This is a genomic window from Pseudomonas sp. B19(2017), from assembly GCF_002113165.1.
In the GTDB taxonomy this organism is placed as follows: domain Bacteria; phylum Pseudomonadota; class Gammaproteobacteria; order Pseudomonadales; family Pseudomonadaceae; genus Aquipseudomonas.
In genome coordinates, this window is record NZ_NEJR01000002.1 from 427444 (window position 1) to 449579 (window position 22136).

21 protein-coding genes and 1 pseudogene are annotated in these 22136 nt (G+C 64.3%); 11 read left to right on the forward strand and 11 right to left on the reverse strand.

The features are described 5' to 3' along the window. Positions 1 to 65: 65 nt before the first annotated feature. Positions 66 to 845 (forward strand): TSUP family transporter, encoded by a 780-nt coding sequence (locus CAF70_RS05165; protein ID WP_063912595.1) that lies wholly within the window; start codon positions 66 to 68, stop codon positions 843 to 845. Here CAF70_RS05165 and nudC read toward each other — a convergent pair. Both nudC and CAF70_RS05175 read right to left on the reverse strand, forming a co-directional pair. Further along, complete coding sequence (gene nudC / locus CAF70_RS05170) at positions 813 to 1643, reverse strand: NAD(+) diphosphatase (protein WP_085621920.1); 831 nt, start codon at positions 1641 to 1643, stop codon at positions 813 to 815. The two genes, CAF70_RS05165 and nudC, sit on opposite strands and share 33 nt — an antisense overlap. Before the next feature lie 36 nt (positions 1644 to 1679). After that, positions 1680 to 2492 (reverse strand): crotonase/enoyl-CoA hydratase family protein, encoded by an 813-nt coding sequence (locus CAF70_RS05175; protein ID WP_085621919.1) that lies wholly within the window; start codon positions 2490 to 2492, stop codon positions 1680 to 1682. A gap of 150 nt (positions 2493 to 2642) precedes the next feature. Here CAF70_RS05175 and nhaB point away from each other — a divergent pair, with 150 nt between their 5' ends. The 6 genes from nhaB (at position 2643) to CAF70_RS05205 (ending at position 7664) form a co-directional block, all read left to right on the forward strand. Next, positions 2643 to 4145: a sodium/proton antiporter NhaB gene (nhaB, locus tag CAF70_RS05180; RefSeq protein WP_085621918.1), complete on the forward strand. Its 1503-nt coding sequence runs from the start codon at positions 2643 to 2645 to the stop codon at positions 4143 to 4145. 195 nt (positions 4146 to 4340) lie between these two features. After that, entirely contained in the window at positions 4341 to 4955 is a 615-nt protein-coding gene (locus CAF70_RS05185; protein ID WP_085621917.1) for a dihydrofolate reductase family protein, read from the forward strand. An 80-nt stretch (positions 4956 to 5035) separates the two neighbouring features. Further along, positions 5036 to 5581: a lipocalin family protein gene (locus CAF70_RS05190; RefSeq protein WP_085621916.1), complete on the forward strand. Its 546-nt coding sequence runs from the start codon at positions 5036 to 5038 to the stop codon at positions 5579 to 5581. A gap of 84 nt (positions 5582 to 5665) precedes the next feature. Next, positions 5666 to 6112: an NUDIX hydrolase gene (locus CAF70_RS05195; RefSeq protein WP_143491539.1), complete on the forward strand. Its 447-nt coding sequence runs from the start codon at positions 5666 to 5668 to the stop codon at positions 6110 to 6112. 16 nt (positions 6113 to 6128) lie between these two features. Beyond that, complete coding sequence (locus CAF70_RS05200; protein WP_085621914.1) at positions 6129 to 7088, forward strand: ribonuclease Z; 960 nt, start codon at positions 6129 to 6131, stop codon at positions 7086 to 7088. 36 nt (positions 7089 to 7124) lie between these two features. After that, a complete protein-coding gene (locus CAF70_RS05205) occupies positions 7125 to 7664 on the forward strand; it encodes an AAA family ATPase (RefSeq protein WP_085622683.1) in 540 nt (179 codons plus the stop codon). Positions 7665 to 7796: 132 nt separating this feature from the next. On the opposite strand, the gene CAF70_RS05210 is transcribed toward CAF70_RS05205, so the two are convergent. After that, a complete protein-coding gene (locus CAF70_RS05210) occupies positions 7797 to 9080 on the reverse strand; it encodes a Zn-dependent hydrolase (RefSeq protein ID WP_085621913.1) in 1284 nt (427 codons plus the stop codon). A gap of 110 nt (positions 9081 to 9190) precedes the next feature. Further along, entirely contained in the window at positions 9191 to 10681 is a 1491-nt protein-coding gene (locus tag CAF70_RS05215) for an NCS1 family nucleobase:cation symporter-1 (RefSeq protein ID WP_085621912.1), read from the reverse strand. Positions 10682 to 11024: 343 nt separating this feature from the next. Between CAF70_RS05215 and hydA the strand changes: the two genes are divergently transcribed. The 3 genes from hydA to preA all read left to right on the forward strand — a co-directional run bounded on the left by hydA (position 11025) and on the right by preA (position 15269). Beyond that, positions 11025 to 12464, forward strand: coding sequence for a dihydropyrimidinase (gene hydA / locus CAF70_RS05220; RefSeq protein ID WP_085621911.1), 1440 nt, complete (start codon positions 11025 to 11027; stop codon positions 12462 to 12464). Positions 12465 to 12626: 162 nt separating this feature from the next. Next, positions 12627 to 13994 carry an NAD(P)-dependent oxidoreductase gene (locus CAF70_RS05225; RefSeq protein WP_085621910.1) on the forward strand — a complete coding sequence of 456 codons (1368 nt, stop codon included), beginning with the start codon at positions 12627 to 12629 and terminating at the stop codon, positions 13992 to 13994. After that, a complete protein-coding gene (gene preA / locus CAF70_RS05230) occupies positions 13995 to 15269 on the forward strand; it encodes an NAD-dependent dihydropyrimidine dehydrogenase subunit PreA (RefSeq protein WP_085621909.1) in 1275 nt (424 codons plus the stop codon). It begins immediately after the preceding gene. A 136-nt stretch (positions 15270 to 15405) separates the two neighbouring features. Here the strand turns inward: preA and CAF70_RS05240 are convergent, their stop codons facing one another. The 7 genes and pseudogenes from CAF70_RS05240 to gnd form a co-directional block, all read right to left on the reverse strand. Further along, entirely contained in the window at positions 15406 to 16026 is a 621-nt protein-coding gene (locus CAF70_RS05240; RefSeq protein WP_085622681.1) for a TetR/AcrR family transcriptional regulator, read from the reverse strand. Continuing rightward, positions 16026 to 16382, reverse strand: coding sequence for a VOC family protein (locus CAF70_RS05245; protein ID WP_085621908.1), 357 nt, complete (start codon positions 16380 to 16382; stop codon positions 16026 to 16028). Before CAF70_RS05245 ends, CAF70_RS05240 begins: the two co-directional genes overlap by 1 nt. Before the next feature lie 59 nt (positions 16383 to 16441). Further along, entirely contained in the window at positions 16442 to 16729 is a 288-nt protein-coding gene (locus CAF70_RS05250; RefSeq protein ID WP_025339798.1) for a HigA family addiction module antitoxin, read from the reverse strand. Between the two features lie 15 nt (positions 16730 to 16744). Then, positions 16745 to 17023, reverse strand: a pseudogene (locus tag CAF70_RS05255) (type II toxin-antitoxin system RelE/ParE family toxin). Between the two features lie 116 nt (positions 17024 to 17139). Next, positions 17140 to 18936 carry a glycoside hydrolase family 15 protein gene (locus tag CAF70_RS05260; protein ID WP_085621907.1) on the reverse strand — a complete coding sequence of 599 codons (1797 nt, stop codon included), beginning with the start codon at positions 18934 to 18936 and terminating at the stop codon, positions 17140 to 17142. A gap of 252 nt (positions 18937 to 19188) precedes the next feature. Then, entirely contained in the window at positions 19189 to 20694 is a 1506-nt protein-coding gene (gene zwf / locus CAF70_RS05265; protein ID WP_085621906.1) for a glucose-6-phosphate dehydrogenase, read from the reverse strand. Then, positions 20691 to 21698: a phosphogluconate dehydrogenase (NAD(+)-dependent, decarboxylating) gene (gene gnd / locus CAF70_RS05270; RefSeq protein ID WP_371915940.1), complete on the reverse strand. Its 1008-nt coding sequence runs from the start codon at positions 21696 to 21698 to the stop codon at positions 20691 to 20693. Before gnd ends, zwf begins: the two co-directional genes overlap by 4 nt. 180 nt (positions 21699 to 21878) lie before the next feature. Here gnd and CAF70_RS27655 point away from each other — a divergent pair, with 180 nt between their 5' ends. After that, positions 21879 to 22046 carry a DUF6026 family protein gene (locus CAF70_RS27655; RefSeq protein WP_256573245.1) on the forward strand — a complete coding sequence of 56 codons (168 nt, stop codon included), beginning with the start codon at positions 21879 to 21881 and terminating at the stop codon, positions 22044 to 22046. Positions 22047 to 22136: the final 90 nt, after the last annotated feature.

A 22136-nucleotide genomic window follows, 5' to 3' on the forward strand; every position in this document is an offset into this window, starting at 1 on the left:
GATTACCATGTCACCCTTCTAGCGCGGCCCTTTGCCGCCCCTTGCCCCCTGCCTGCCAAAACCCCATGCCCTTCGAACTCACCGTAGAACCCCTAACCCTGCTGATCCTGGCTCTGGTCGCCTTCGTCGCCGGTTTCATCGATGCCATCGCCGGCGGTGGCGGCCTGCTCACCACCCCGGCGTTGCTCACTGCCGGCATGCCACCGCACTTGGTACTGGGCACCAACAAGCTCAGTTCCACCTTCGGCTCGGCCACCGCCGGCTTTACCTACTACAGGCGCAAACTGTTCCACCCGGCACAATGGCGCCCTGCGTTGTTCGCCACCTTGACCGGGGCGTTGCTCGGCGCGGTCATCGCCCACTACATGCCGGCCGAATGGCTGAACAAGATGCTGCCGGTGATCGTTTTCGCCTGTGGCGTGTACCTGCTGTTCGGCGGCACGCCCAAGGCGCCGCTGGACGCCGATGCGCCGATCAGGAAGAAATGGCAAGTACCGCAAGGCTTCACCCTGGGCTTCTATGACGGCGTGGCCGGCCCGGGTACCGGTGCGTTCTGGACAGTCAGCACCCTGTTGCTGTACCCCATCGACCTGGTCCGTGCCAGCGGCGTGGCGCGCAGCATGAACTTCGTCAGCAACATCGCAGCGCTGACGGTGTTCATCATTTCCGGGCAGGTGGACTACATCGTCGGCCTGTGCATGGGCCTGTCGGTGATGGTCGGCGCCTTCTTCGGCGCACGCACGGCGATCAGTGGCGGCAGCAAGTTCATCCGCCCGGTGTTCATCACCGTGGTGCTGGCATTGACCGTGCGCCTAGCGTGGCAGCACTGGTTCGGGCAGGCCTGAGCGCCTGGCTACATAAAGGTCGATCAGATACCGGGCAATCGACCGCCCGGCCGGCAGCGGCGGCAGGTCGTGGACGCTGAACCACTTGGCGTCCTCGATCTCGTCCGGTTGCATGACGATCTCGCCACCAGCATATTCGGCGTGAAAGCCCAGCATCATCGAATGCGGGAACGGCCAGCACTGGCTGCCGATGTACTGGATGTTCTGCACCTCCACCGCCACCTCTTCACGCACTTCGCGCACCAGGCAGTCCTCGGCCGACTCGCCCGGTTCGGCGAAGCCCGCCAAAGTGCTGTACACCCCGGTAACGAAACGTGGCGAACGCGCCAGCAGGATTTCGTCGCCACGGGTTACCAGCACGATCATGCTTGGCGAGATGCGCGGGTAGCTGCGCAGGTCGCAGGGCTGGCAGTACATCGCCCGCTCCCAGCGGATTTGCGTCATCGCCTGGCCGCAGCTGCCGCAAAAGCGGTGCTCGCGGGCCCAGGTGCCGATCTGCGCGGCATAGCCCAGCACTTTGTAGGTGTCGAAATCCCCTTCGAGCATGAACGCACGCAGGCCGCGCCAGGCGCAGCCGGGCACGTCGGTGGCGCTGCGCAGCTCCAGCAGGAACACCGGCTGGCCGTCGAAGTGGCCGATGCCGTGCTCGCACAACACATCGAGGTCCTGGCGCTTGAGCCAGTCACGGGGGAACAGCGCGCCGTTGTCGTCCACCAGGAACCCTTCCGGGCTGCGGGCCACGGCCAGCCCCCCGGTGATCTGCGGGTCGAGTACTGCGGTAGTCCAGCGTGCTGACATGTCGGGGGTTCCTTTACTGCGCGTCCCCCGCCCTGATCAGTCGGCGAACGTCGGTTTCTGTTTGCTCATGTGCGCCGCCACGGCCACGCGCAGGTCTTCGGACTGCAGCATCGCAGCGTTCCAGGTGGCGATGTACTCCAGGCCATCGTCGATGCGATGGTCACGCATGTAGCTGAGCATTTCCTTGGTGCCGGCCACGGCAATCGGCGATTTTGCGGCAATCTCGCCGGCAATGGCAAAGACCCCGTCCATCAGCGCGGCCTGATCATCATAGACCCGGTTGACCAGGCCGATGCGCAGCGCCTCTTCGGCCTCGACATTGCGCCCGGTGAAAGCCAGCTCACGCATCATGCCGTCACCGATGATACGAGGCAAACGTTGCAGTGTGCCGACATCGGCGGCCATGCCCATGTCGATTTCCTTGATGGAGAACTGCGCGTCGCTGCTGCAGTAGCGCATGTCGCAGGCCGAGATCAGGTCGATGGCGCCGCCAATGCAGTAACCCTGTACCGCGGCCAGTACCGGTTTGCGGCATTTGTCCACGGCATTGAACGACGCCTGCAGGCGCAGGATGGTGCTGCGCAGGAAGCGCGCATTGCGGCCCACGTCCTTGCCCATCTGCCCGGCCAGCGAGGCCAGCATCATCAGGTCGATACCGGCGGAAAAATGCTTGCCGGCACCGCTGATCACCACCGCCCGTACCGCGTCGGTTTCGTCGACCCACCGGAAGATGTCGATGATCTCTTCCCAGAAGGCCGCGTTCATCGCGTTGACCTTTTCCGGGCGGTTGATCTGAACGTGGGCGATATGATCGGTCAGTTCGACCTTGAATGCGCTGTAATCGGTCACGGGCGGCACTCCTGTGGGTGAAGGATTCATGACACGGATGGTAACCCACCCCGATGACCGCGCTTGTGCCAAAAACGGGACTGTCCGCCTTGCCTAACACGCGCTGATCCGGCACCGTGCGCCATCGCCGAATCATAAGGATACAAATTCATGCCACGCTCCCTGACCGGCGCCCTCGCCCACAGCTTTCTGGGCCAGTCGCCGCTTTGGTACAAGGCAGTCATATGCCTGTTCCTGGTGCTCAACCCGCTGCTGCTACTGATTGTCGGCCCGGTCGCGGCCGGCTGGGCACTGGTGCTCGAATTCATCTTCACCCTGGGTATGGCCCTGAAATGCTACCCGCTGATGCCCGGCGGCCTGCTGCTGGTCGAGGCGCTGCTGTTGCAGATGACCACCCCGCAAGCCCTGTACGAAGAGCTGCAGCACAACTTTCCGGTGATCCTGCTGCTGATGTTCATGGTGGCGGGCATCTACTTCATGAAGGAACTGCTGCTGTTCCTGTTCTCGCGCATCCTGCTGGGGGTGCGCTCGAAGGCGACCCTGGCGTTGCTGTTCTGTGTGCTGTCGGCGTTCCTCTCGGCGTTTCTCGATGCGCTGACCGTAACCGCCGTGATCATCAGCGCCGCAGTTGGGTTCTATGCGGTGTACCACCGCGTCGCCTCCGGGGCCAACCCGCGCGAAGACAGTGCGCTGGACAGCGACCAGCAGGTCGCACAATTGCACCGTGAACACCTCGACCAGTTCCGCGCGTTCCTGCGCAGCCTGCTGATGCATGGTGCGGTGGGTACTGCCCTGGGTGGCGTGTGCACGCTGGTGGGCGAGCCGCAGAACCTGCTGATCGGCCATGAGATGGGCTGGCACTTTGCCGATTTCTTCCTGAAGGTGGCCCCGGTGTCGCTGCCGGTGCTGGGCGCCGGCCTGCTGACCTGCGTGCTGCTGGAGAAGCTGCGCCTGTTCGGCTATGGCACGCTGATGCCCGAGCCAGTGCGCCAGGTGCTTGCCGCCTATGCCGCCGAGGACGATGCCGCACGCACCACTACCCAACGCATCGCGTTGTGGGTGCAAGGGTGCGCCGCACTGATCCTGATCGTCTGCCTGGGGCTGCACGTTGCCGAGGTCGGTCTGATCGGCCTGATGGTGATCGTGCTGATCACGGCATTTACCGGCATCACTGACGAACACCGCCTGGGCCGTGCCTTCCAGGACGCCATGCCGTTCACCGCGTTGCTGGTGGTGTTCTTCGCCGTGGTGGCGGTGATTCATCAGCAGCAGCTGTTCAGCCCGCTGATTGCCTGGGTGCTGACGCTACCGGCCGAGCAGCAGCCAGGCATGCTGTACCTGGCCAACGGCCTGCTGTCGGCAATCAGCGACAACGTATTCGTTGCCACCATCTACATCACCGAGGTGAAGCAGGCGTTCCTCAATGGCGGCATGAGCCGTGAGCATTTCGAGACGCTGGCGGTGGCGATCAACACCGGCACCAACCTGCCCAGCGTGGCGACGCCGAATGGGCAGGCGGCCTTCCTGTTCCTGCTGACTTCGGCGATTGCGCCGCTGATCCGGCTGTCGTACGGGCGGATGGTGTGGATGGCCTTGCCCTATACCGTAGTGATGGGTGGGCTGGGGTGGTGGGCGGTGACCTACTGGCTGTGAGGTAGCAAGTACCGGCCTCTTCGCAGCACACGGCTGCTCCTACAGGCACTGCACCGCTTTCTGGAGCCGTGGTGATGCTGTGGGAGCGGGCATGCCCGCGAAAGGGCCGGCACAGGTTTGCGCTGTCGATTCTGCTGCCTGCCATTCGACTATCCCATGCCCGCAGCCACCCCGGCTGCCAACAGGAGAGTCCCCATGCGCAAACTCATCGTAGCCGCCTTCATCAGCCTCGACGGTGTCATGCAGGCCCCCGGCGGCCCGCAGGAAGACACCAGCGGCGGCTTCACCTATGGCGGCTGGATCGTGCCCTATGCCGAGGAAGTCTTCGGCCAGGCCATGCAGGCCCTGTTCAGCCAGCCCTTCGAGTTGCTGCTGGGTCGGCGCACCTACGACATCTTCGCCGGCTACTGGCCAAAGGTAAAAGACAGCTCGGAAGACTTCTCCATCGCCAACCTGTTCAACAGCGTGCCCAAGCACGTGGCCACCCACAACCCCTCAACCCTCGACTGGCACAACAGCCATGCCCTGGGCACGGACATCGCCGCAGCGGTTCGCACGCTGAAACAGCAGGACGGCGCCAACCTGCTGACCCAGGGCAGCAGCGAACTGGTGCAGCAACTGCTGGCGGCAGGCCTGGTCGATGAACTGCAACTGCTGATCCACCCGCTGCTGCTCGGCCACGGCAAACGCCTGTTCGGCGACGATGCGGCAGCGGCGGCCTTCACCCTGCAGCACTTGCAGGTTTCGCCAAAGGGCGTGGTCGTCGCCCGGTACGTGCGCGTCGGCGAAGTGCAGACCGGTTCGTTCTGAAAGGTGCAATCCCGTACAACTTTTGCCTCTCGCCCGCATCGAAACACAGGTAAGCCCCGTCCCTATCAAGGAGGTTGACCATGGCGCTACGCACCACGTTGCTGCTTTCCTGCATGACCCTGGCCCTGCTCGGCTGCGCCGGCAACGATCACCCGGCGCCACCGCGTACCCAGCAGGTCGACCTGCAGCGTTACCAGGGCACCTGGTACGAACTCGCGCGGCTACCGATGTTCTTCCAGCGCAACTGCGTGCAGTCCGAAGCGCGCTATGGCCTGCGCACCGACGGGCGCATCGATGTGACCAACCGCTGCAAGGAGAAGGACGGCCAGTGGAATGAAGCCAAGGGCATCGCCGAAGCCCAGCAACCGGGCAGCACCGACAAGCTCTGGGTACGCTTCGACAACTGGTTCAGCCGCCTCGCGCCCGGCCTGACCAAGGGCGAGTACTGGGTGCTGTACCACGACAAGGACTACCGCGTGGCCTTGGTCGGCCACCCCAACCGCGAGTACCTGTGGCTGCTTTCGCGCACGCCAGCGGTCACCGACCAGCAGCGCGAACAGCTGCTGACCATTGCTCGCGAACAAGGCTACGACACCAGCAACCTGATCTGGCGGCAGGCCGAGTAGCGGGCCATCGACGGCATGCAGCAATCAGGCTAAGGTGTGCGCCCTTTTTAGTCTCGAAGGAACGAGCCCGTGACTACCCAGCCGCTGCTAGCACCGCGCATCCGGTTTCTCGCCCTGTGCGTGTTCCATCACCAGGGCAAGATTCTGGTCAACGTATTCGACGACCCTACCAGCGGCCAGACCCTGTGCCGCCCGCTGGGAGGCGGTATCGAGTTCGGTGAGCTGGGCCGCGATGCCATCGCCCGGGAGATCGACGAAGAACTGGGCCAGGCGATCAGCGATGTGCGCCTGCTCGGTACCTTGGAGAGCCTGTTCACCTATGCCGGGAAGGCGGGGCATGAGATTGTGCAGGTGTACGACGCGCGCTTCACCGATGCCAGCCTGTACCAGCAAGATTGGCTGGACGGCCACGAATCGAACGGCAGCCCGTTCCGCGCCCGCTGGTGCGACAGCGCCGATTTCGGGCGCATCGGCCCGCTGGTACCACAAGGGCTGCAGGCATTGCTGCGCGACCTGTCGCTGCTGGGCTGAAACAAGGAGCCAAACCATGGATTTGCTGTTCCTGGGCACCTCCGCCGGCGTGCCGACCAAGGCGCGCAACGTCAGCGCCACCGCTGTGATCGAAGCCAGTGGCAGCCACTGGTACCTGGTCGACTGTGGCGAAGGCACCCAGCACCGGCTGCTGCACACGCCGCTGTCGATCCGCGACTTGCGCGCCATTTTCATCACCCACGTGCACGGCGACCATTGCTTCGGTCTGCCGGGCCTGCTGGCCAGCGCCGGCATGAGCGGGCGCACCCAGCCGCTGGACCTTGTCCTGCCCGCCGCCTTGCATGACTGGGTGCGCCAGGGACTGGCGGCCAGCGATACCTTCCTGCCGTTCGAACTGCGCCTGCTGGCCGTTGAAGACCTCGTGGAGTGGCGCAGTGACGTCGTGCAAGTGACCCGCGTGCAGCTGTCGCATCGAGTGCCGAGCGTCGGCTTCGTGTTCACCGAACTCAACCCCGAACCACGCCTGGACATCCCGCGCCTGGAAGCCGACGGCATCCCCCGCGGTCCGCTGTGGGGCGACCTGGCCAAGGGCCTGACGGTTCAGCATGACGGCCGGCTGCTGCACGGCAGTGACTACTTGCGCCCTTCGCGCCCGCCACGGCGGGTGATCGTGTGCGGCGACAACGACAACCCCGAGCTATTGGCCGACGCAGCCAAGGGCGCCGACGTGCTGGTGCATGAAGCCACGTTCACCCAGGCGGTGGTCGAGCGCACGGGGGTCACCTTCGGCCACAGCACCGCGGCTGCGGTGGCGCGCTTTGCCGAAACGGCGGGCGTGCGCAACCTGGTACTGACGCACTTCAGCGCCCGCTACCAGCACGACCCACGCCGCAGCCCGAGCATCGACAACCTGCGCGACGAAGCCCTCGCCCACTACAACGGGCGGCTGACGCTGGCGCAAGACCTGCAGCGTTATCACATCGGGCGCGATGGCTGTCTCGAACCGGCCGGATAATTTAGCATGGCCGGTTTTTTCCAAAAGGACTTGGCCATGCAACGCATCGTGATTCTGGGCAACGCCGGCAGTGGCAAATCAACCCTGGCCCGGCATATTGGCGCACGTTTGGGCGTATCGGTGGTGCACCTCGATATGCTGTTCTGGGAGGCCGGTTGGGTCGAACCGGATGCCGAGACCTTCCGCACTCGCGTGCGCAATGCGGTAGCTGGGGAGGCTTGGGTATGCGAGGGCAATTATGCCCGCCGCACGTTCGACCTGCGCCTGCCGCGGGCCGACCTGGTCATCTGGCTGGATACGCCGAGACTGACCTGCCTCAAGCGGGTGATCCTGCGCAGTGTGCTGAACAAGCCCCGGCCGGACCTGCCGGCGGGATGTACCGAGCGGCTGGACCGGGAGTTTCTGACTTTCCTGAAGTTCGTATGGACGTTCGATCGGGGATATCGGCCTGGGATCGAGGCGAGCCGAGAGGCCACAGCGCCGCAGGTGCCGGTGGTGCATTTGCGGGGTGAGCGGCAGATTGCGGCGTTTCTGGCAGATCTTACCCAACCCGCCCCGGCAGCGCGGCCCCTGTAGGAGCGGCCTTGTGTCGCGAGAGGGCCGCAAAGCGGCCCCGGCGATGCCTGCGTTTACTTCAAGAACCTGGGGCTGCTGCGCAGCCCGATCGCGACACAAGGCCGCTCCTACAAAAAGCGCGTACTGACCGCGCTAGGCCGCCAACCGCCCACTGGCAATCGCCTCCGATGCCGCCAGCATCGCGCGCAGCAACACCGCGCAGCCCGCCGCCAGGTCTTCGGGCGTGGCGTTCTCGATCTCGTTATGGCTGATGCCGTTCTCGCACGGCACGAAAATCATCCCCGCCGGCCCCAGCTCGGCCAGGAAGATCGCGTCGTGCCCCGCCCCGCTGACGATGTCCATGTGCGGCAAGCCCAGCGCCTGCGCCGATTCGCGCACGGCAGCGACACACCCTTTGTCGAAGTACAGCGCCGGGAAATCAGCCGTGGGTACCAGTTCGTGGCTCAGGCCATGCCTGGCACAGGTCGCCTCGATCACCGCGCGCACATCCGCAATCATTGCATTCAGTTGCTCACCCTCCAGATGACGGAAGTCCAGGGTCATGCGCACTTCGCCCGGGATCACGTTGCGCGAGCCCGGGTAGGCCTGCAGGCAACCCACCGTGCCACAGGCATGGGGCTGGTGGCCGAGGGCGGTGCGGTTGACTGCCTCCACCACCGCAGCCGCGCCGACCAGGGCGTCCTTGCGCAGGTGCATGGGCGTAGGGCCGGCATGGGCCTCGACACCGCGCAGGGTCAGGTCGAACCACTTCTGGCCCAGCGCGCCCAGCACCACGCCGATGGTCTTGCCCTGGTCTTCGAGAATCGGGCCCTGCTCGATATGCGCTTCGAAATACGCCCCCACCGGGTGGCCCGATACAGCGCGCGAGCCCGCGTAGCCGATGGCGTTCAGTGCCTCGCCAACGCTGACACCCTGGGCGTCGCGCTTGGCCAGGGTTTCTTCCAGGGTAAACTTGCTGGCAAACACCCCGGACCCCATCATGCACGGCGCAAAGCGCGAACCTTCCTCGTTGGTCCACACCACCACTTCCAGCGGCGCCTCGGTTTCCACGCCCAGGTCGTTGAGGGTGCGAAGCACCTCCAGCCCGGCCATCACGCCGAAGCAGCCGTCGAACTTGCCACCGGTGGGCTGGGTGTCGATATGGCTGCCGGTCATGACCGGGGGCAGCTTGGGGTTACGCCCCGGGCGACGGGCGAAGATGTTGCCGACGGCGTCGATACTGACCGTGCAACCGGCGGCCTCGCACCACTGCACGAACAGGTCGCGGGCCTGGCGGTCAAGGTCGGTCAGGGCCAGGCGGCACACGCCGCCCTTGGCGGTGGCACCGAGGCGGGCCAGGTCCATCAGGGACTGCCACAGGCGGGTGCTGTCGATGTGGGGGGCGGTGGTCTTCAGGATCTCTTTGACGGGGGTCACGGGTTTCTCCTTCAGGCATTTCTGTTGTCTGTTCTGGCCCCTTCGCGGGCTTGCCCGCTCCCACAGGTCTAGGTGGGAGCGGGCGAGCCCGCGAAGGGGCCAGCGCGGTCTCACGGCGAGGGCTTCGCCACCCGCGCCGGGCTGCGCGCGACCACGCCGGCGAAGAGGTAATACAGCGCCCCACCCAGCAGCGAACCGGTGAACCAGCCGTAGTCGTAGAACCAGCTGAAACTGCTGTTGCCAATGGCCATCACGGTCAGCGCCACCGGCAGCGCAAAGGCGGCAAAGCCGGCCCAGTTCCACGCCGGGTACACGTCGTCACGGTACAGCCCGGCCAGGTCCAGCTGCTGCCGGCGGATCAGGAAGTAGTCCACCACCATGATCCCGGCAATCGGCCCCAGCAGGCTGGAATAGCCCAGCAGCCAGTTGGAGTACACGCTCTCCAGGCTCAGGTCGGAAGCGATCCAGCCCAGCTTCTTCAGCAACTCATGGCCCATCAGCGCCAGGCCGATGAAGCCGGTCAGCCATACCGCACGGCTGCGCCCGATCAGGCGTGGGGCAATGTTCTGGAAGTCGTTGGTCGGCGACACGATGTTCGCCGCGGTGTTGGTCGACAGCGTGGCAATCACGATCAGCGCCATGGCCAAGGCCACCCAGAACGGGCTGTGGATCTTGCCGATCAGGCTGACCGGGTCGGACACGGTCTCGCCTACCAGCGACGCCGAGGCGGCAGTCAGCACCACGCCCAGCGCGGCGAACAGGAACATGGTCAGCGGCAAGCCGAAGATCTGCCCGAGGATCTGGTCCTTCTGGCTGCGAGCGTAGCGGCTGAAGTCGGGGATGTTCAGAGAGAGCGTGGCCCAGAAACCGACCATGGCGGTAAGCCCGGCGCAGAAGTAGCCGAGCATGTTCGCCCCTTCCGGGCGCTTGGGCGGCTGGGCCAGCAGTTCGCTCATCGACATGTGCGGCAAGGCCCACAACAGCAGGCCGACGCCAACCGCCACCAGCAGCGGTGCCGAAAGCGTTTCGAGCCACTTGATCGACTCGGCGCCGCGCAGTACCACCCACAGGTTCAGGCACCAGAAGATCATGAAGCCGATCACCTCGCCGGTGCCGCCCAGGGCCTTCCAGCCATCGAATACCGAGCCGAGGAACAGGTGGATGGCCAGGCCGCCGAACATGGTCTGGATGCCGAACCAGCCACAGGCAACCACCGCGCGGATCAGGCATGGCACGTTGGAGCCGAGGATGCCGAACGACGAACGCAGCAGCACCGGGAACGGGATGCCGTACTTGGTGCCTGGGAAGGCGTTGAGGGTGAGCGGGATCAGCACGATCAGGTTGGCCAGCAGAATCGCCAGCAAGGCCTCGCCCACGCTGAGGCCGAAGTAGGCGGTGAGCACGCCGCCAAGGGTATAGGTGGGCACGCAGATGGACATGCCCACCCACAGGGCGGTGATGTGCCATTTGTTCCAGGTGCGCTGATGCACCTTGGTCGGGGCGATGTCGTGGTTGTAGCGCGGGCTGTCGAGGACATCGCTGCCCTCGGACAGCTCGAACAGGCCACCCTGCTCGACCACTTCCGATCTGCTCTGCTGCATGAGGCTTGCTCCAGGTTTTCTTGTAGTTGTTGTTTGCCCGTCGAGTTGATGCGATGGCCGGAGTACACACGCTTTATGTGCTTGAAAATCTCGACCAGATTTTCATCTTGTCAAGTCAGTCAACGTCTCCAAAAGCCCCGCAATGGGCCGCACAAGCTAAATAATTTCTTCAATTTCAATTGGTTAAAACCATCAAAATTTATGTGGAAATTTTCTTGCTGAATTCAGAATCAGCATCTAGCCTGCAATCTTGTCAGGACTGACAGGATTAACCGCCCTGCCCTCCTGCACCAAGACAATTCCAAGAACCGGCCCAGACCGGTCAGCCTGCGAGGAAAACGGCATGTCCCTGTTGATCCGTGGCGCCACCGTGGTCACTCACGAAGAGAGTTACCCCGCCGATGTCCTGTGTGCCGATGGCCTGATCCGTGCCATCGGGCAAAACCTCGAACCACCCAGCGCCTGCGAGATCCTCGATGGCAGCGGCCAGTACCTGATGCCCGGCGGCATCGACCCGCATACCCACATGCAGCTGCCGTTCATGGGCACCGTGGCCAGCGAGGACTTTTTCAGCGGTACTGCCGCGGGCCTGGCCGGTGGCACCACCTCGATCATCGACTTCGTCATCCCCAACCCGCAGCAGTCGTTGCTGGAGGCGTTCCACACCTGGCGCGGCTGGGCACAGAAAAGCGCCAGCGACTACGGCTTCCACGTCGCCATCACCTGGTGGAGCGAACAGGTAGCCGAAGAGATGGGCGAACTGGTGGCCAGGCATGGGGTGAACAGCTTCAAGCACTTCATGGCCTACAAGAATGCGATCATGGCCGCCGACGACACGCTGGTGGCCAGCTTCGAGCGCTGCCTGCAACTGGGTGCGGTGCCCACCGTGCATGCCGAGAACGGCGAGCTGGTGTACCACCTGCAGAAAAAACTGCTGGCCCAGGGCCTGACCGGGCCGGAAGCCCACCCGCTGTCACGCCCCTCCCAGGTCGAGGGCGAGGCGGCCAGCCGCGCCATCCGCATTGCCGAGACGCTGGGCACGCCGCTGTACCTGGTGCATGTTTCCAGCCGCGAAGCGCTGGACGAAATCGCCTATGCCCGCGGCAAGGGCCAGCCGGTGTACGGTGAAGTCCTGCCCGGCCATCTGCTGCTGGATGACAGCGTCTACCGTGACCCGGACTGGGCCACCGCCGCAGGCTACGTGATGAGCCCACCGTTCCGCCCGCGTGAACACCAGGAGGCGCTGTGGCGCGGGCTGCAGTCGGGCAACCTGCACACCACCGCCACCGACCATTGCTGCTTTTGCGCCGAGCAGAAAGCCATGGGTCGCGACGACTTCAGCCGTATCCCCAACGGCACTGCCGGCATCGAGGACCGCATGGCAGTGCTGTGGGATGCCGGGGTGAACAGTGGGCGCCTGTCGATGCACGAGTTCGTCGCGCTGACCTCTACCAACACCGCGAAAATCTTCAACCTGTTCCCGCGCAAGGGTGCCATACGCGTTGGCGCCGACGCCGACCTGGTGCTGTGGGACCCGCAAGGTACCCGCACCATCTCGGCCACGACCCACCACCAGCAGGTGGACTTCAACATCTTCGAAGGCCGTACCGTGCGCGGTATCCCCAGCCACACCATCAGCCAGGGCAAGGTGCTCTGGGCCGACGGCGACCTGCGCGCAGAAAAGGGCGCGGGGCGCTATGTGGAACGGCCGGCGTATCCGTCGGTGTTTGAGGTGCTGGGGCGCCGGGCCGAAGTGCAGCGGCCGACACCCGTACAGCGTTAAGGCCATTGGGGCTGCTGCGCAGCCCATCGCCGGCAAGCCAGCTCCCACAGGGATAGTGTTGTCCTTGAGAGCAGCGCTATCCCTGTGGGAGCTGGCTTGCCGGCGATTGGGGCGCAGCGCGCCCCCATTCCAAGCCAAATACAAGAAAGAGAGGCTACAACCGTGATCGACGCCCTGAACCACTTGCCGCGCCCCCGGGCCGGCGCCGACCAGCTGGCCGAGCGCTTCAGCGACCTGGCCCCACCCCTCACCGCCCGCCAGGCCGCCGTGGAAAGCGCGCGCTGCCTGTACTGCTACGACGCCCCCTGCGTCAACGCCTGCCCCAGCGACATCGACATCCCGTCGTTCATCCACCGTATCAGCGACGAAAACCTGCAAGGCGCCGCCGAACGCATTCTCTCGGCCAACATTCTTGGCGGCAGTTGCGCCCGCGTCTGTCCCACCGAAATCCTTTGCCAGCAAGCCTGCGTGCGCAACAACGCGCAGGAGTGCGCACCGGTACTGATCGGCCAGCTACAGCGCTATGCCCTGGACAACGCCCGCTTCACCGAGCACCCGTTCCAGCGCTCGCCGGCCACCGGCAAACGGGTCGCCGTGGTCGGTGCCGGCCCAGCCGGGTTGGCGTGCGCCCACCGCCTGGCCATGCACGGGCATGATGTGGTGGTATTCGAGGCCTGCGACAAGGCCGGTGGCCTCAACGAGTACGGCATCGCCCGCTACAAGCTGGTGGACGACTATGCCCAGCGTGAAGTGGAATTCCTGCTCGGCATCGGTGGCATCGAAATTCGCCATGGCCAGCGCCTGGGCAGCAACCTGGGCCTGGGCGAACTGCGCGACCAGTACGACGCCGTATTCCTCGGCCTCGGCCTGAATGCCGTGCGCCAGCTCGGCCTGCCGGATGAACAGGCCCCCGGTCTGCTCGCCGCCACCGCATACATCCGCGAACTGCGCCAGGCCGACGACCTGAGCCAGTTGCCCCTGGCCGACCGCTGCCTGGTGATCGGCGCCGGCAACACCGCGATCGACATGGCCGTGCAGATGGCCCGCCTGGGTGCCCGCGACGTCAACCTGGTGTACCGCCGCGGCCATGCCGACATGGGCGCCACCGGCCACGAGCAGGACATCGCCAAGGCCAACCAGGTGCGCCTGCATACCTGGGCCCGCCCTGATGCCGTGCTGCTGGACGACACCGGCAAGGTACGCGGCATGCGTTTTGCCCGCACCGAGCTGGCAGACGGCCGCCTGCGCGACACCGGCGAAACCTTCGAGCTGCCCGCCGATGCCATTTTCAAGGCCATCGGCCAACGCTTCGACGATGCCAGCCTCGGCGACCCGGTGGCCGCACAACTGGCGCGCATTGGTGAGCGCATCCGGGTCGACGAAACGATGCAAACCAGCCTGCCGGGGGTATACGCCGGCGGCGACTGCACCGCCCTGGGCCAGGACCTTACCGTCCAGGCCGTACAACACGGCAAGCTGGCCGCCGAAGCCATCCATGCCCGACTCATGCTCAACGTGGAGGCTGCATAAATGGCCGACCTGTCCATCGAATTTGCCGGCATCAAGGCACCCAACCCCTTCTGGCTGGCCTCCGCACCGCCCACCGACAAGGCCTACAACGTGGTCCGTGCCTTCGAGGCCGGCTGGGGTGGCGTAGTGTGGAAAACCCTGGGCGAAGACCCGGCGGCAGTCAACGTGTCGTCCCGCTACTCGGCGCATTACGGCCCCAACCGCCAGGTGCAAGGCATCAACAACATCGAGCTCATCACCGACCGCTCCCTGGACATCAACCTGCGCGAAATCACCCAGGTAAAGAAGGACTGGCCCGACCGCGCGCTGATCGTGTCGCTGATGGTGCCGTGCGTGGAAGACTCGTGGAAGTTCATCCTGCCGCTGGTGGAAGCCACCGGGGCCGATGGCATCGAACTGAACTTCGGCTGCCCGCACGGCATGCCGGAGCGCGGCATGGGCGCGGCGGTCGGCCAGGTGCCGGAGTACGTGGAAATGGTCACCCGCTGGTGCAAGACGTACTGCTCGCTGCCGGTGATCGTGAAACTCACGCCGAACATCACCGACATCCGCCAGTCAGCCCGCGCCGCGCACCGTGGCGGGGCCGATGCGGTGTCGTTGATCAATACCATCAACTCGATCACCAGCGTCGACCTCGATCGCATGGTCGCCCACCCCATCGTGGGCGACCAGAGCACCCATGGTGGCTACTGCGGTTCGGCGGTGAAACCGATTGCCCTGAACATGGTGGCGGAAATCGCCCGCGACCCGCAAACGCTCGGCTTGCCGATCTGTGGCATTGGCGGCATCGGCAACTGGCGTGACGCAGCCGAGTTCATGGCCCTGGGCAGTGGCGCCGTGCAGGTGTGTACGGCAGCGATGCTGCACGGCTTCCGCATTGTCGAGGACATGAAGGACGGCCTGGCGCGCTGGATGGACCAGCACGGGCACCGTAACATCGAGGCGTTCCGCGGCCAGGCGGTGGGGCATACCACCGACTGGAAGTACCTGGACATGAACTACAAGTCGGTGGCGCACATCGACCAGCAAGCATGCATTGGCTGCGGGCGCTGCCACATTGCCTGTGAGGATACTTCGCACCAGGCGATTGCCAGTACACTGAAGGCAGATGGCACGCATGCCTACAGCGTGATCGAAGCGGAATGCGTGGGCTGCAACCTGTGCCAGATCACCTGCCCGGTGGAGAACTGCATCGAGATGGTGGCTCAGGATACTGGCAAGCCTTACCTGAACTGGACGCAGGATCCGCGTAATCCCTACCGTGAGGCCAGCTGACACTGATTGGGGCTGCTGCGCAGCCCTTCGCGGGCTTGCCCGCTCCCACAGGTTCCGCGCCGCTCTCAAGGGCTGCAGAGACCCTGTGGGAGCGGGCAAGCCCGCGAAGGGCCGCGCAGCGGCCCCAATTGCCCGTTCAAGGCTCCAGCCCGATCCCCCGCAGGATCACACTGGTCACCGTCTGCACCGCACTTTCAAAAGCCATGTCCGACAACGCCTCGCCGCCATTGAGCAACGCCACCTGGTAACCAAAGTCGGCATAGTGCTGGGTCGAAGCCCAGATCATGTACAAAAGTGCCGACGGCTCCACCGGCAGAATGCGCCCCTCCTCCACCCAGCGGCGGATCTTGGCTTCCTTCAGCTTGGCCCAGGGCACCAGGCTTTCATCCAGGTTCACCCCCAGCACCGGCGCCCCGTGCAGCATCTCTTCGGCCCAGATCTTCGACCCCAGCGGCCGTGAGCGCGAATGGCCCATCTTCGCCCGGATGTAGCTGGTCAGCACTACACGCGGGTCGTCGAAATTCTCGAAGCACAGCGCGTCCTGCTTCCACACATCCAGCAGGTCCTGCAACACCGCACGGAACAGGTCGTCCTTGGTGCTGAAGTAATAATGCAGGTTGGAACGCGGCAACTCGGCCTGCTCGGCGATATCGCCCATTGAGGTAGCGCCGTAGCCTTTCTCGGCAAACACCTTTTCCGCCGCCTGCAGAATTTTTTCGATATTGCGCCGACGGATTTCGATCTTGTGGTTGGCCATCAGGCTTGGGCCGTCCACACCGCCAGTTCATAACCATCCGGGTCGATGAAGTGGAAGCGCCACCCGCCGGGAAAAGCAAAAATGGCCCGGCTGATGCGCGCCCCGGCGGCTTCGATCCGCTGCTGTGTAGCCTGCAGATCGTCGGCGTACAGGATGACCAGCGGCCCGCCCGGGCGCACCGGCTCACCCGTGGTAAAGCCACCGGTCAGCCGGCCATCACTGAACTCGGTGTATGAAGGCCCGTAGTCAGTGAAGGCCCAGCCGAACACACTGCCATAGAAGGCCTTGCTCCGTGCGATGTCGCTGACATTGAACTCGATGTTGTCGATCTGCCGGTCAGTACCGCGAATGCCCATGTATGCTCCGTGCCGAAGGGGTTTGCCCTAGTCTACCCCGGTCGTTTCACACTTTTACATCAGGCGGCCTGAAACAACCGGGTAATTACAGGTTGCTGTCGGTGACGCGCCTGCCAGATATCGTAATCAGCCTGAATGGCCAACCACAGGCGGGCGGTACTGATTCCAGCCATCTCCAGGCGTATCGCCAAGTCCGGAGACATTGCCGCGCGCCCATGCAATACCCGCGAAAGCGCTTCTCGAGAGAACCCAAGATGCGATGCGAAGGCCTTCACCGTCAGACCTAACGCGGGCAGAACATCTTCACGCAGGGTTTCGCCTGGATGTGGCGGGTTGTGCAAAGGCATGCTCAGCTCTCCTTTTCAGTGGTAATCAAGGTAATCGACCAGTTCGACATCCGAACCCACGAAGCGAAAGATCAGCCGCCAGTTACCTGACACACTGACTGACCAGAAGTCCGATAACTCCCCCTTAAGCGGATGCAACTGCTAGCCAGGTACGCTCAAATCTTGCGCAGACATGGCGCACTCAAGAAACTGGAGTTGTCGCTTCAAGCGCTTTGCGTGAGAGACCTGGATGCCTCGGGTGTTACCCGTTTCATGAAAAATTCGCAGTCCCTTGTGTTGAAAACTGATGATCATGGGTAGCTCGCCGCGTCCATTTGGGAGACGAGCCAAGTGTGACCCTATGCATCACACGAAGCAAAGTATCATATGTGACGCAATGCGTCACACTTTGATTGCCAGAGGGCGCGACTCTATCCACCACTAGCCCGATCACGCACCGGGCACTGTGCGCGGTGCAGGTTCAGCGCGGTGTTGATGATGCCGATATGGCTGAACGCCTGGGGGAAATTGCCGAGCATGCGCTGGCCCGCCGGGTCGTACTGTTCGGCCAGCAGACCAAGGTCGTTGCACAGGCCGGTCAGGCGTTCGTACAGTGCCTGCGCTTCTTCCTGACGACCCAGCAACACATACACGTCGGCCAGCCAGAACGAACACACCAGGAAGGTGCCCTCCCCGGGCGTGAGGCCGTCGCTGCACCTGTCACTGTCGTAGCGCAGCAGCAGGCCGTTTTTCAGCAGGCGCTGCTCGACCTGTTCGAGCGTGCGCAGGAAGCGTGGGTCATCCACCGGCAGGAAGCCGGTCAGGGCGATGTGCAACAGGCTGGCGTCCAGCTCGGTCGAGCCATAGGCCTGGACGAAAAAGCGGCCGCTGGGGTCCAGGCCCTGCGCGCAGACTTCACGATGAATTTCGTCAGCCACCAGGCGGTAATGCTGCCCGCGCTCGCGGCCCTCCTCAGTGGTGTCGGCCAGCCCCGCGGCACGGTCGAAGGCGACCCAGGCCATTACCTTGGAATGCACGAACTGTTGCCGGCCGCCGCGTACTTCCCAGATGCCTTCGTCCGGTTGGCGCCAGATCCGCTCGAGGTAAGGCAGGATCAGCCGGGAGATGGCAGCGCTGCGCGGGTGCCGGGGCAAGCCGCCCTTGATCGCCTGGGCCATGGCGTCGGCCAGTTCGCCATAGATATCCAGCTGCACCTGCTGCGACGCTGCATTGCCCACCCGCACCGGTTGCGAGCGCTCGTAACCGGCCAGCCATGGCAGGGTGTATTCCTGCAGGTCGCGCTCACCGGCCAGGCCATACATGATCTGCATCTGCTCGGGGTTGCCGGCCACCGAGCGCAACAGCCACTCGCGCCAGGCCTGGGCTTCGTCGAAGTAGCCGAGGTTCATGAAGGCCAGCAGGGTCATGGTTGCGTCGCGCAGCCAACAGAAGCGGTAGTCCCAGTTGCGCTCGTGGCCGAGGCGCTCGGGCAGCGAGGTGGTGACGGCGGCAACGATACCGCCAGTGGGTGCGTAGGTCATGGCCTTGAGGGTCAGCAGCGAGCGGCGCACCAAGGCGGAGTATGGGCCCACCTGTGGGCAGCGGGCGGCGAAGGCCTGCCATTGGTCGATGGTTTGCGCCAGCACTTCGTCGCTATCACAACCGGGCTGCACCGGCAGGTGCGAGGGCTGGTGGCACAGGCTGAACACCTGGCGTTCGCCCGCGCCGACGCGAAAGCGGGCGACGGTGTGCTGGTCGCGGGCATGCGGCGGAACGGTGCTGCGCAGGATTAGCCGGTCGGGGCCAGCGACGGCGCTGAGGGTCAGCGGGTCGAGCCGTTCTACCCAGGGTATGCTGCGGCCATAGTCGAAGCGCATGACCAGGTCCATCTCGAAATGGGTTTCGCCAGCGAGGCCCTCGACGATGCGCACCAGCGCGTTGACCTCGCCCAGCGGCATGAAGTCGAGAACGCGGGCACGGCCGGCAGCGGTAACCCAGGTGGTTTCCAGCACCAGGGTGTCGTCCAGGTACTGGCGGCTGCTGTGTTCGACCGGGTCACAGGGGGCCAGGCGCCAGCGGCCGTTTTCTTCGTTGCCCAGTAGTGCGGCGAATACCGCGGGGGCGTCGAAGCGTGGCAGGCACAGCCAGTCGAGCGAGCCATCGCGGCTGACCAGGGCGGCGCTGCGGCAGTTGCCCAGCAGGGCATAGTCTTCGATGTGGGCAGGCATCAGGGCTCCTTTGAGTGGCTGCCTGTGACGGCCTCTTCGCGGGCTCGCCCGCTCCCACAGGTACATCACAGGCCTTGAAACCAGTTGCATATCTGTAGGAGCAGCCTTGTGCTGCGAAGAAGGCAGCAAGGCCGGCACATCTCAACTGGCTTACTGGCCCTTTCGCAGCACAAGGCTGCTCCTACAAGTAGGTGGTGCACCTGTGGGAGCGGGCGTGCCCGCGAAAGGGCCGGCACAGGCTTTACAGAAACCTCACCCCAGGCGATGCCACTCGCGCTTGTCCCGGGCCAGCAATTCATTGCCGGCCTCGGGCCCGTCTTCACCGGCCGGGTACTCATGCACCTCGCCGCCCTGGGCCCAGGCATCGAGGAACGGCTGCACCGCGCGCCAGCCGTTCTCGATGTTGTCAGCCCGCTGGAACAAGGTCTGGTCGCCGGTCAGGCAGTCGTAGATCAGCGTCTCGTAGCCGGTCGCCGGGGTCATCTTGAAGAAGTCCTTGTAGGCAAAGCCCAGCTCGACATTCTCCATCACCAGCTCCGGCCCGGGGCGCTTGGCCTGCAGGTCGAACCACATGCCTTCATTGGGCTGGATCTGGATTTTCAGGTAATTGGGCTTGGGCCGCTCCAGCTCCGACTCGCGGAACTGCGCATAAGGCGCGGGCTTGAAGCAGATGGCGATTTCAGTATCACGCACGCTCATGCGCTTGCCGGTACGCAGGTAGAACGGCACGCCGGCCCAGCGCCAGTTGTCGATCATCACCTTCAGCGCCACATAGGTTTCGGTCTGGCTGTCGGCTGCGACGTTGGCCTCGTGGCGGTAGCCGGGCAACTGCTTGCGCCCCAGCTTGCCGGCGCTGTACTGGCCGCGCACGGAGTTTTTCAGGGCCATCTTCACCGACCACGGGCGGATGGCGCCGACCACCTTGGCCTTTTCGCTGCGCACCGCATCGGCGGCGAACGCGGCCGGCGGCTCCATGGCCACCATCGCCAGCAGCTGGAACAGGTGGTTGGGCACCATGTCGCGCAGCGCCCCGGTGCTGTCATAGAACGCACCACGGGTCTCGACACCGACGGTTTCCGCGGCAGTGATCTGCACATGGTCGATGTAGTGGTTGTTCCAGAACGATTCGAACAAGCCGTTGGAGAACCGGCTGACCAGGATGTTCTGCACCGTCTCTTTGCCCAGGTAATGGTCAATGCGGTAGATCTGCCGCTCGCCCATCACCTTTAGCAGGCAGGCATTGAGCGCCTCGGCGCTGGCCAGGTCGGTGCCGAAGGGCTTTTCGACCACGACGCGGCGAAAGCCGCCGGCCGATTCGTCGAGCAGCCCGGCCTGCCCCAGGCGCTGCGCCACCTCGGGGAAGAAGCGCGGCGAGGTCGCCAGGTAGAAGATGGCGTTGCCATGGCGGGTTGTGTCGATGCGCTTGGCGAGCGCCTGGTAGGTGGCCGGGTCGAGGAAATCGCCGGTCTGGTAATCCAGGCGCTTGGCCAGGCGTGCCCAGAGCTTCTGATCCAGGCATTTGGCCTTGCCCTCGCTACCTTGGTCACGCTCGGCCATGAACGCATGCAGGCGCCCGGCGAATTCCTCGGCAGTGGCGGGGTTATGGTCGACACCGACAATGCGCAGGTTGCGGTCCAGCAAACCGTCACGGCTGAGGTTGTACAGCGCCGGCATCAGCAGGCGCTTGACCAGGTCGCCATTGGCGCCGAACAGGAACAGGGTGCATGGTGGTGCGGCCGGAATGCGCTGTTTGGTCATTCGCCTTTCTTCTCGACGTGGCCACCAAAGCCCAGACGCATGGCCGAAAGAATCTTGTCGCCATAGGTGCCCTGCTGCTGGCGCGAGCGGAAGCGGGCGAACAGCGCGCTGGACAACACCGGCACCGGTACCGCCTGTTCGACCGCGGCGTCGATGGTCCAGCGGCCTTCACCACTGTCGGACACCGAGCCACTGAACTGCGACAGCTGCGGGTCGGCCACCAGCGCATCGGCGGTAAGGTCGAGCAACCACGAGGTGACCACGCTGCCACGCCGCCACACTTCGGCGATTTCCGCCACGTTCAGGTCGAAACGCTGGTCCTCGGGCAGTTCGTTGCCGCCCTTGCTGCGCAACAGGTCGAAGCCTTCGGCGTAGGCCTGCATCAGGCCGTATTCGATACCGTTGTGCACCATTTTCACGTAATGCCCGGCGCCGGGTGGGCCGGCATGAATGTAGCCGTGTTCGGCACGCTGGTGCTCGCCACTGCGGCCATGGGTACGCGGAATGTCACCCACGCCCGGGGCCAGCGCCTTGAACAGCGGCTCCAGGCGCTCGAATACGTCCTTTTCGCCCCCGATCATCATGCAGTAGCCACGGTCCAGGCCCCACACCCCGCCCGAGGTGCCGACATCCAGGTAATGCAGCCCGCGCCTGGCCAGCTCGGCGGCGCGGCGCACGTCGTCCTTGTAGAAGGTGTTGCCGCCATCGATGATCGCATCGCCCGGTTCCAGCAATTCGGCCAGTTGGGCAATGGTCTGCTCGGTCGGCTCGCCGGCGGGCAGCATGACCCACACCGCACGCGGTGCTTTCAGCTTCTGTACCAGCGCACCAAGGTCGTGCGCGCCTTGGGCGCCCTCGCCCTCCAGGCCATCGATGGCCTCGCGGTTGCGGTCATGCACCACCGTACGGTGGCCGGCGCGCATCAGGCGCCTTGCGATATTGCCGCCCATGCGGCCCAGCCCGATGATTCCCAGTTGCATGAGCCGATGCTCCCCTTTCGAAATAAATGACAACACAATCCAGCTTTTCAGATTAGTCCAGCGAACCGATGGAGGGTTCAGCGACGAACGGCGAGACCACGATAAACAAAAAAGTTCCCATGGCCTGTAAAAGAATTCAAAATGCGCCCCGCGTGAAGCGTCTACGCTTTAACTTGTCACCAGCCAAAACCGCGAGGTGTGCTAATGGGTACCTTGATGCCTGCAACCCCAACCCAGACCCTCTATGTCTCCGTGCGCCGTGATGAGCTGCGTAAACTGAAGGACGAACGCGACCAACTGCGTCAGCAGGTCGCCCAACTGAACCTGCTGCTGGCGCAACAGCGCGCTGAAGACAACACCGTCAGCCTCTGATTCTACCTTCTTCCTGTGGGAGCTGAATGGCTCCCACCCCTGCTGATTGCTCTCTCGCCCCATTCTGGTGCATCAGCACCGCAAAGCCAC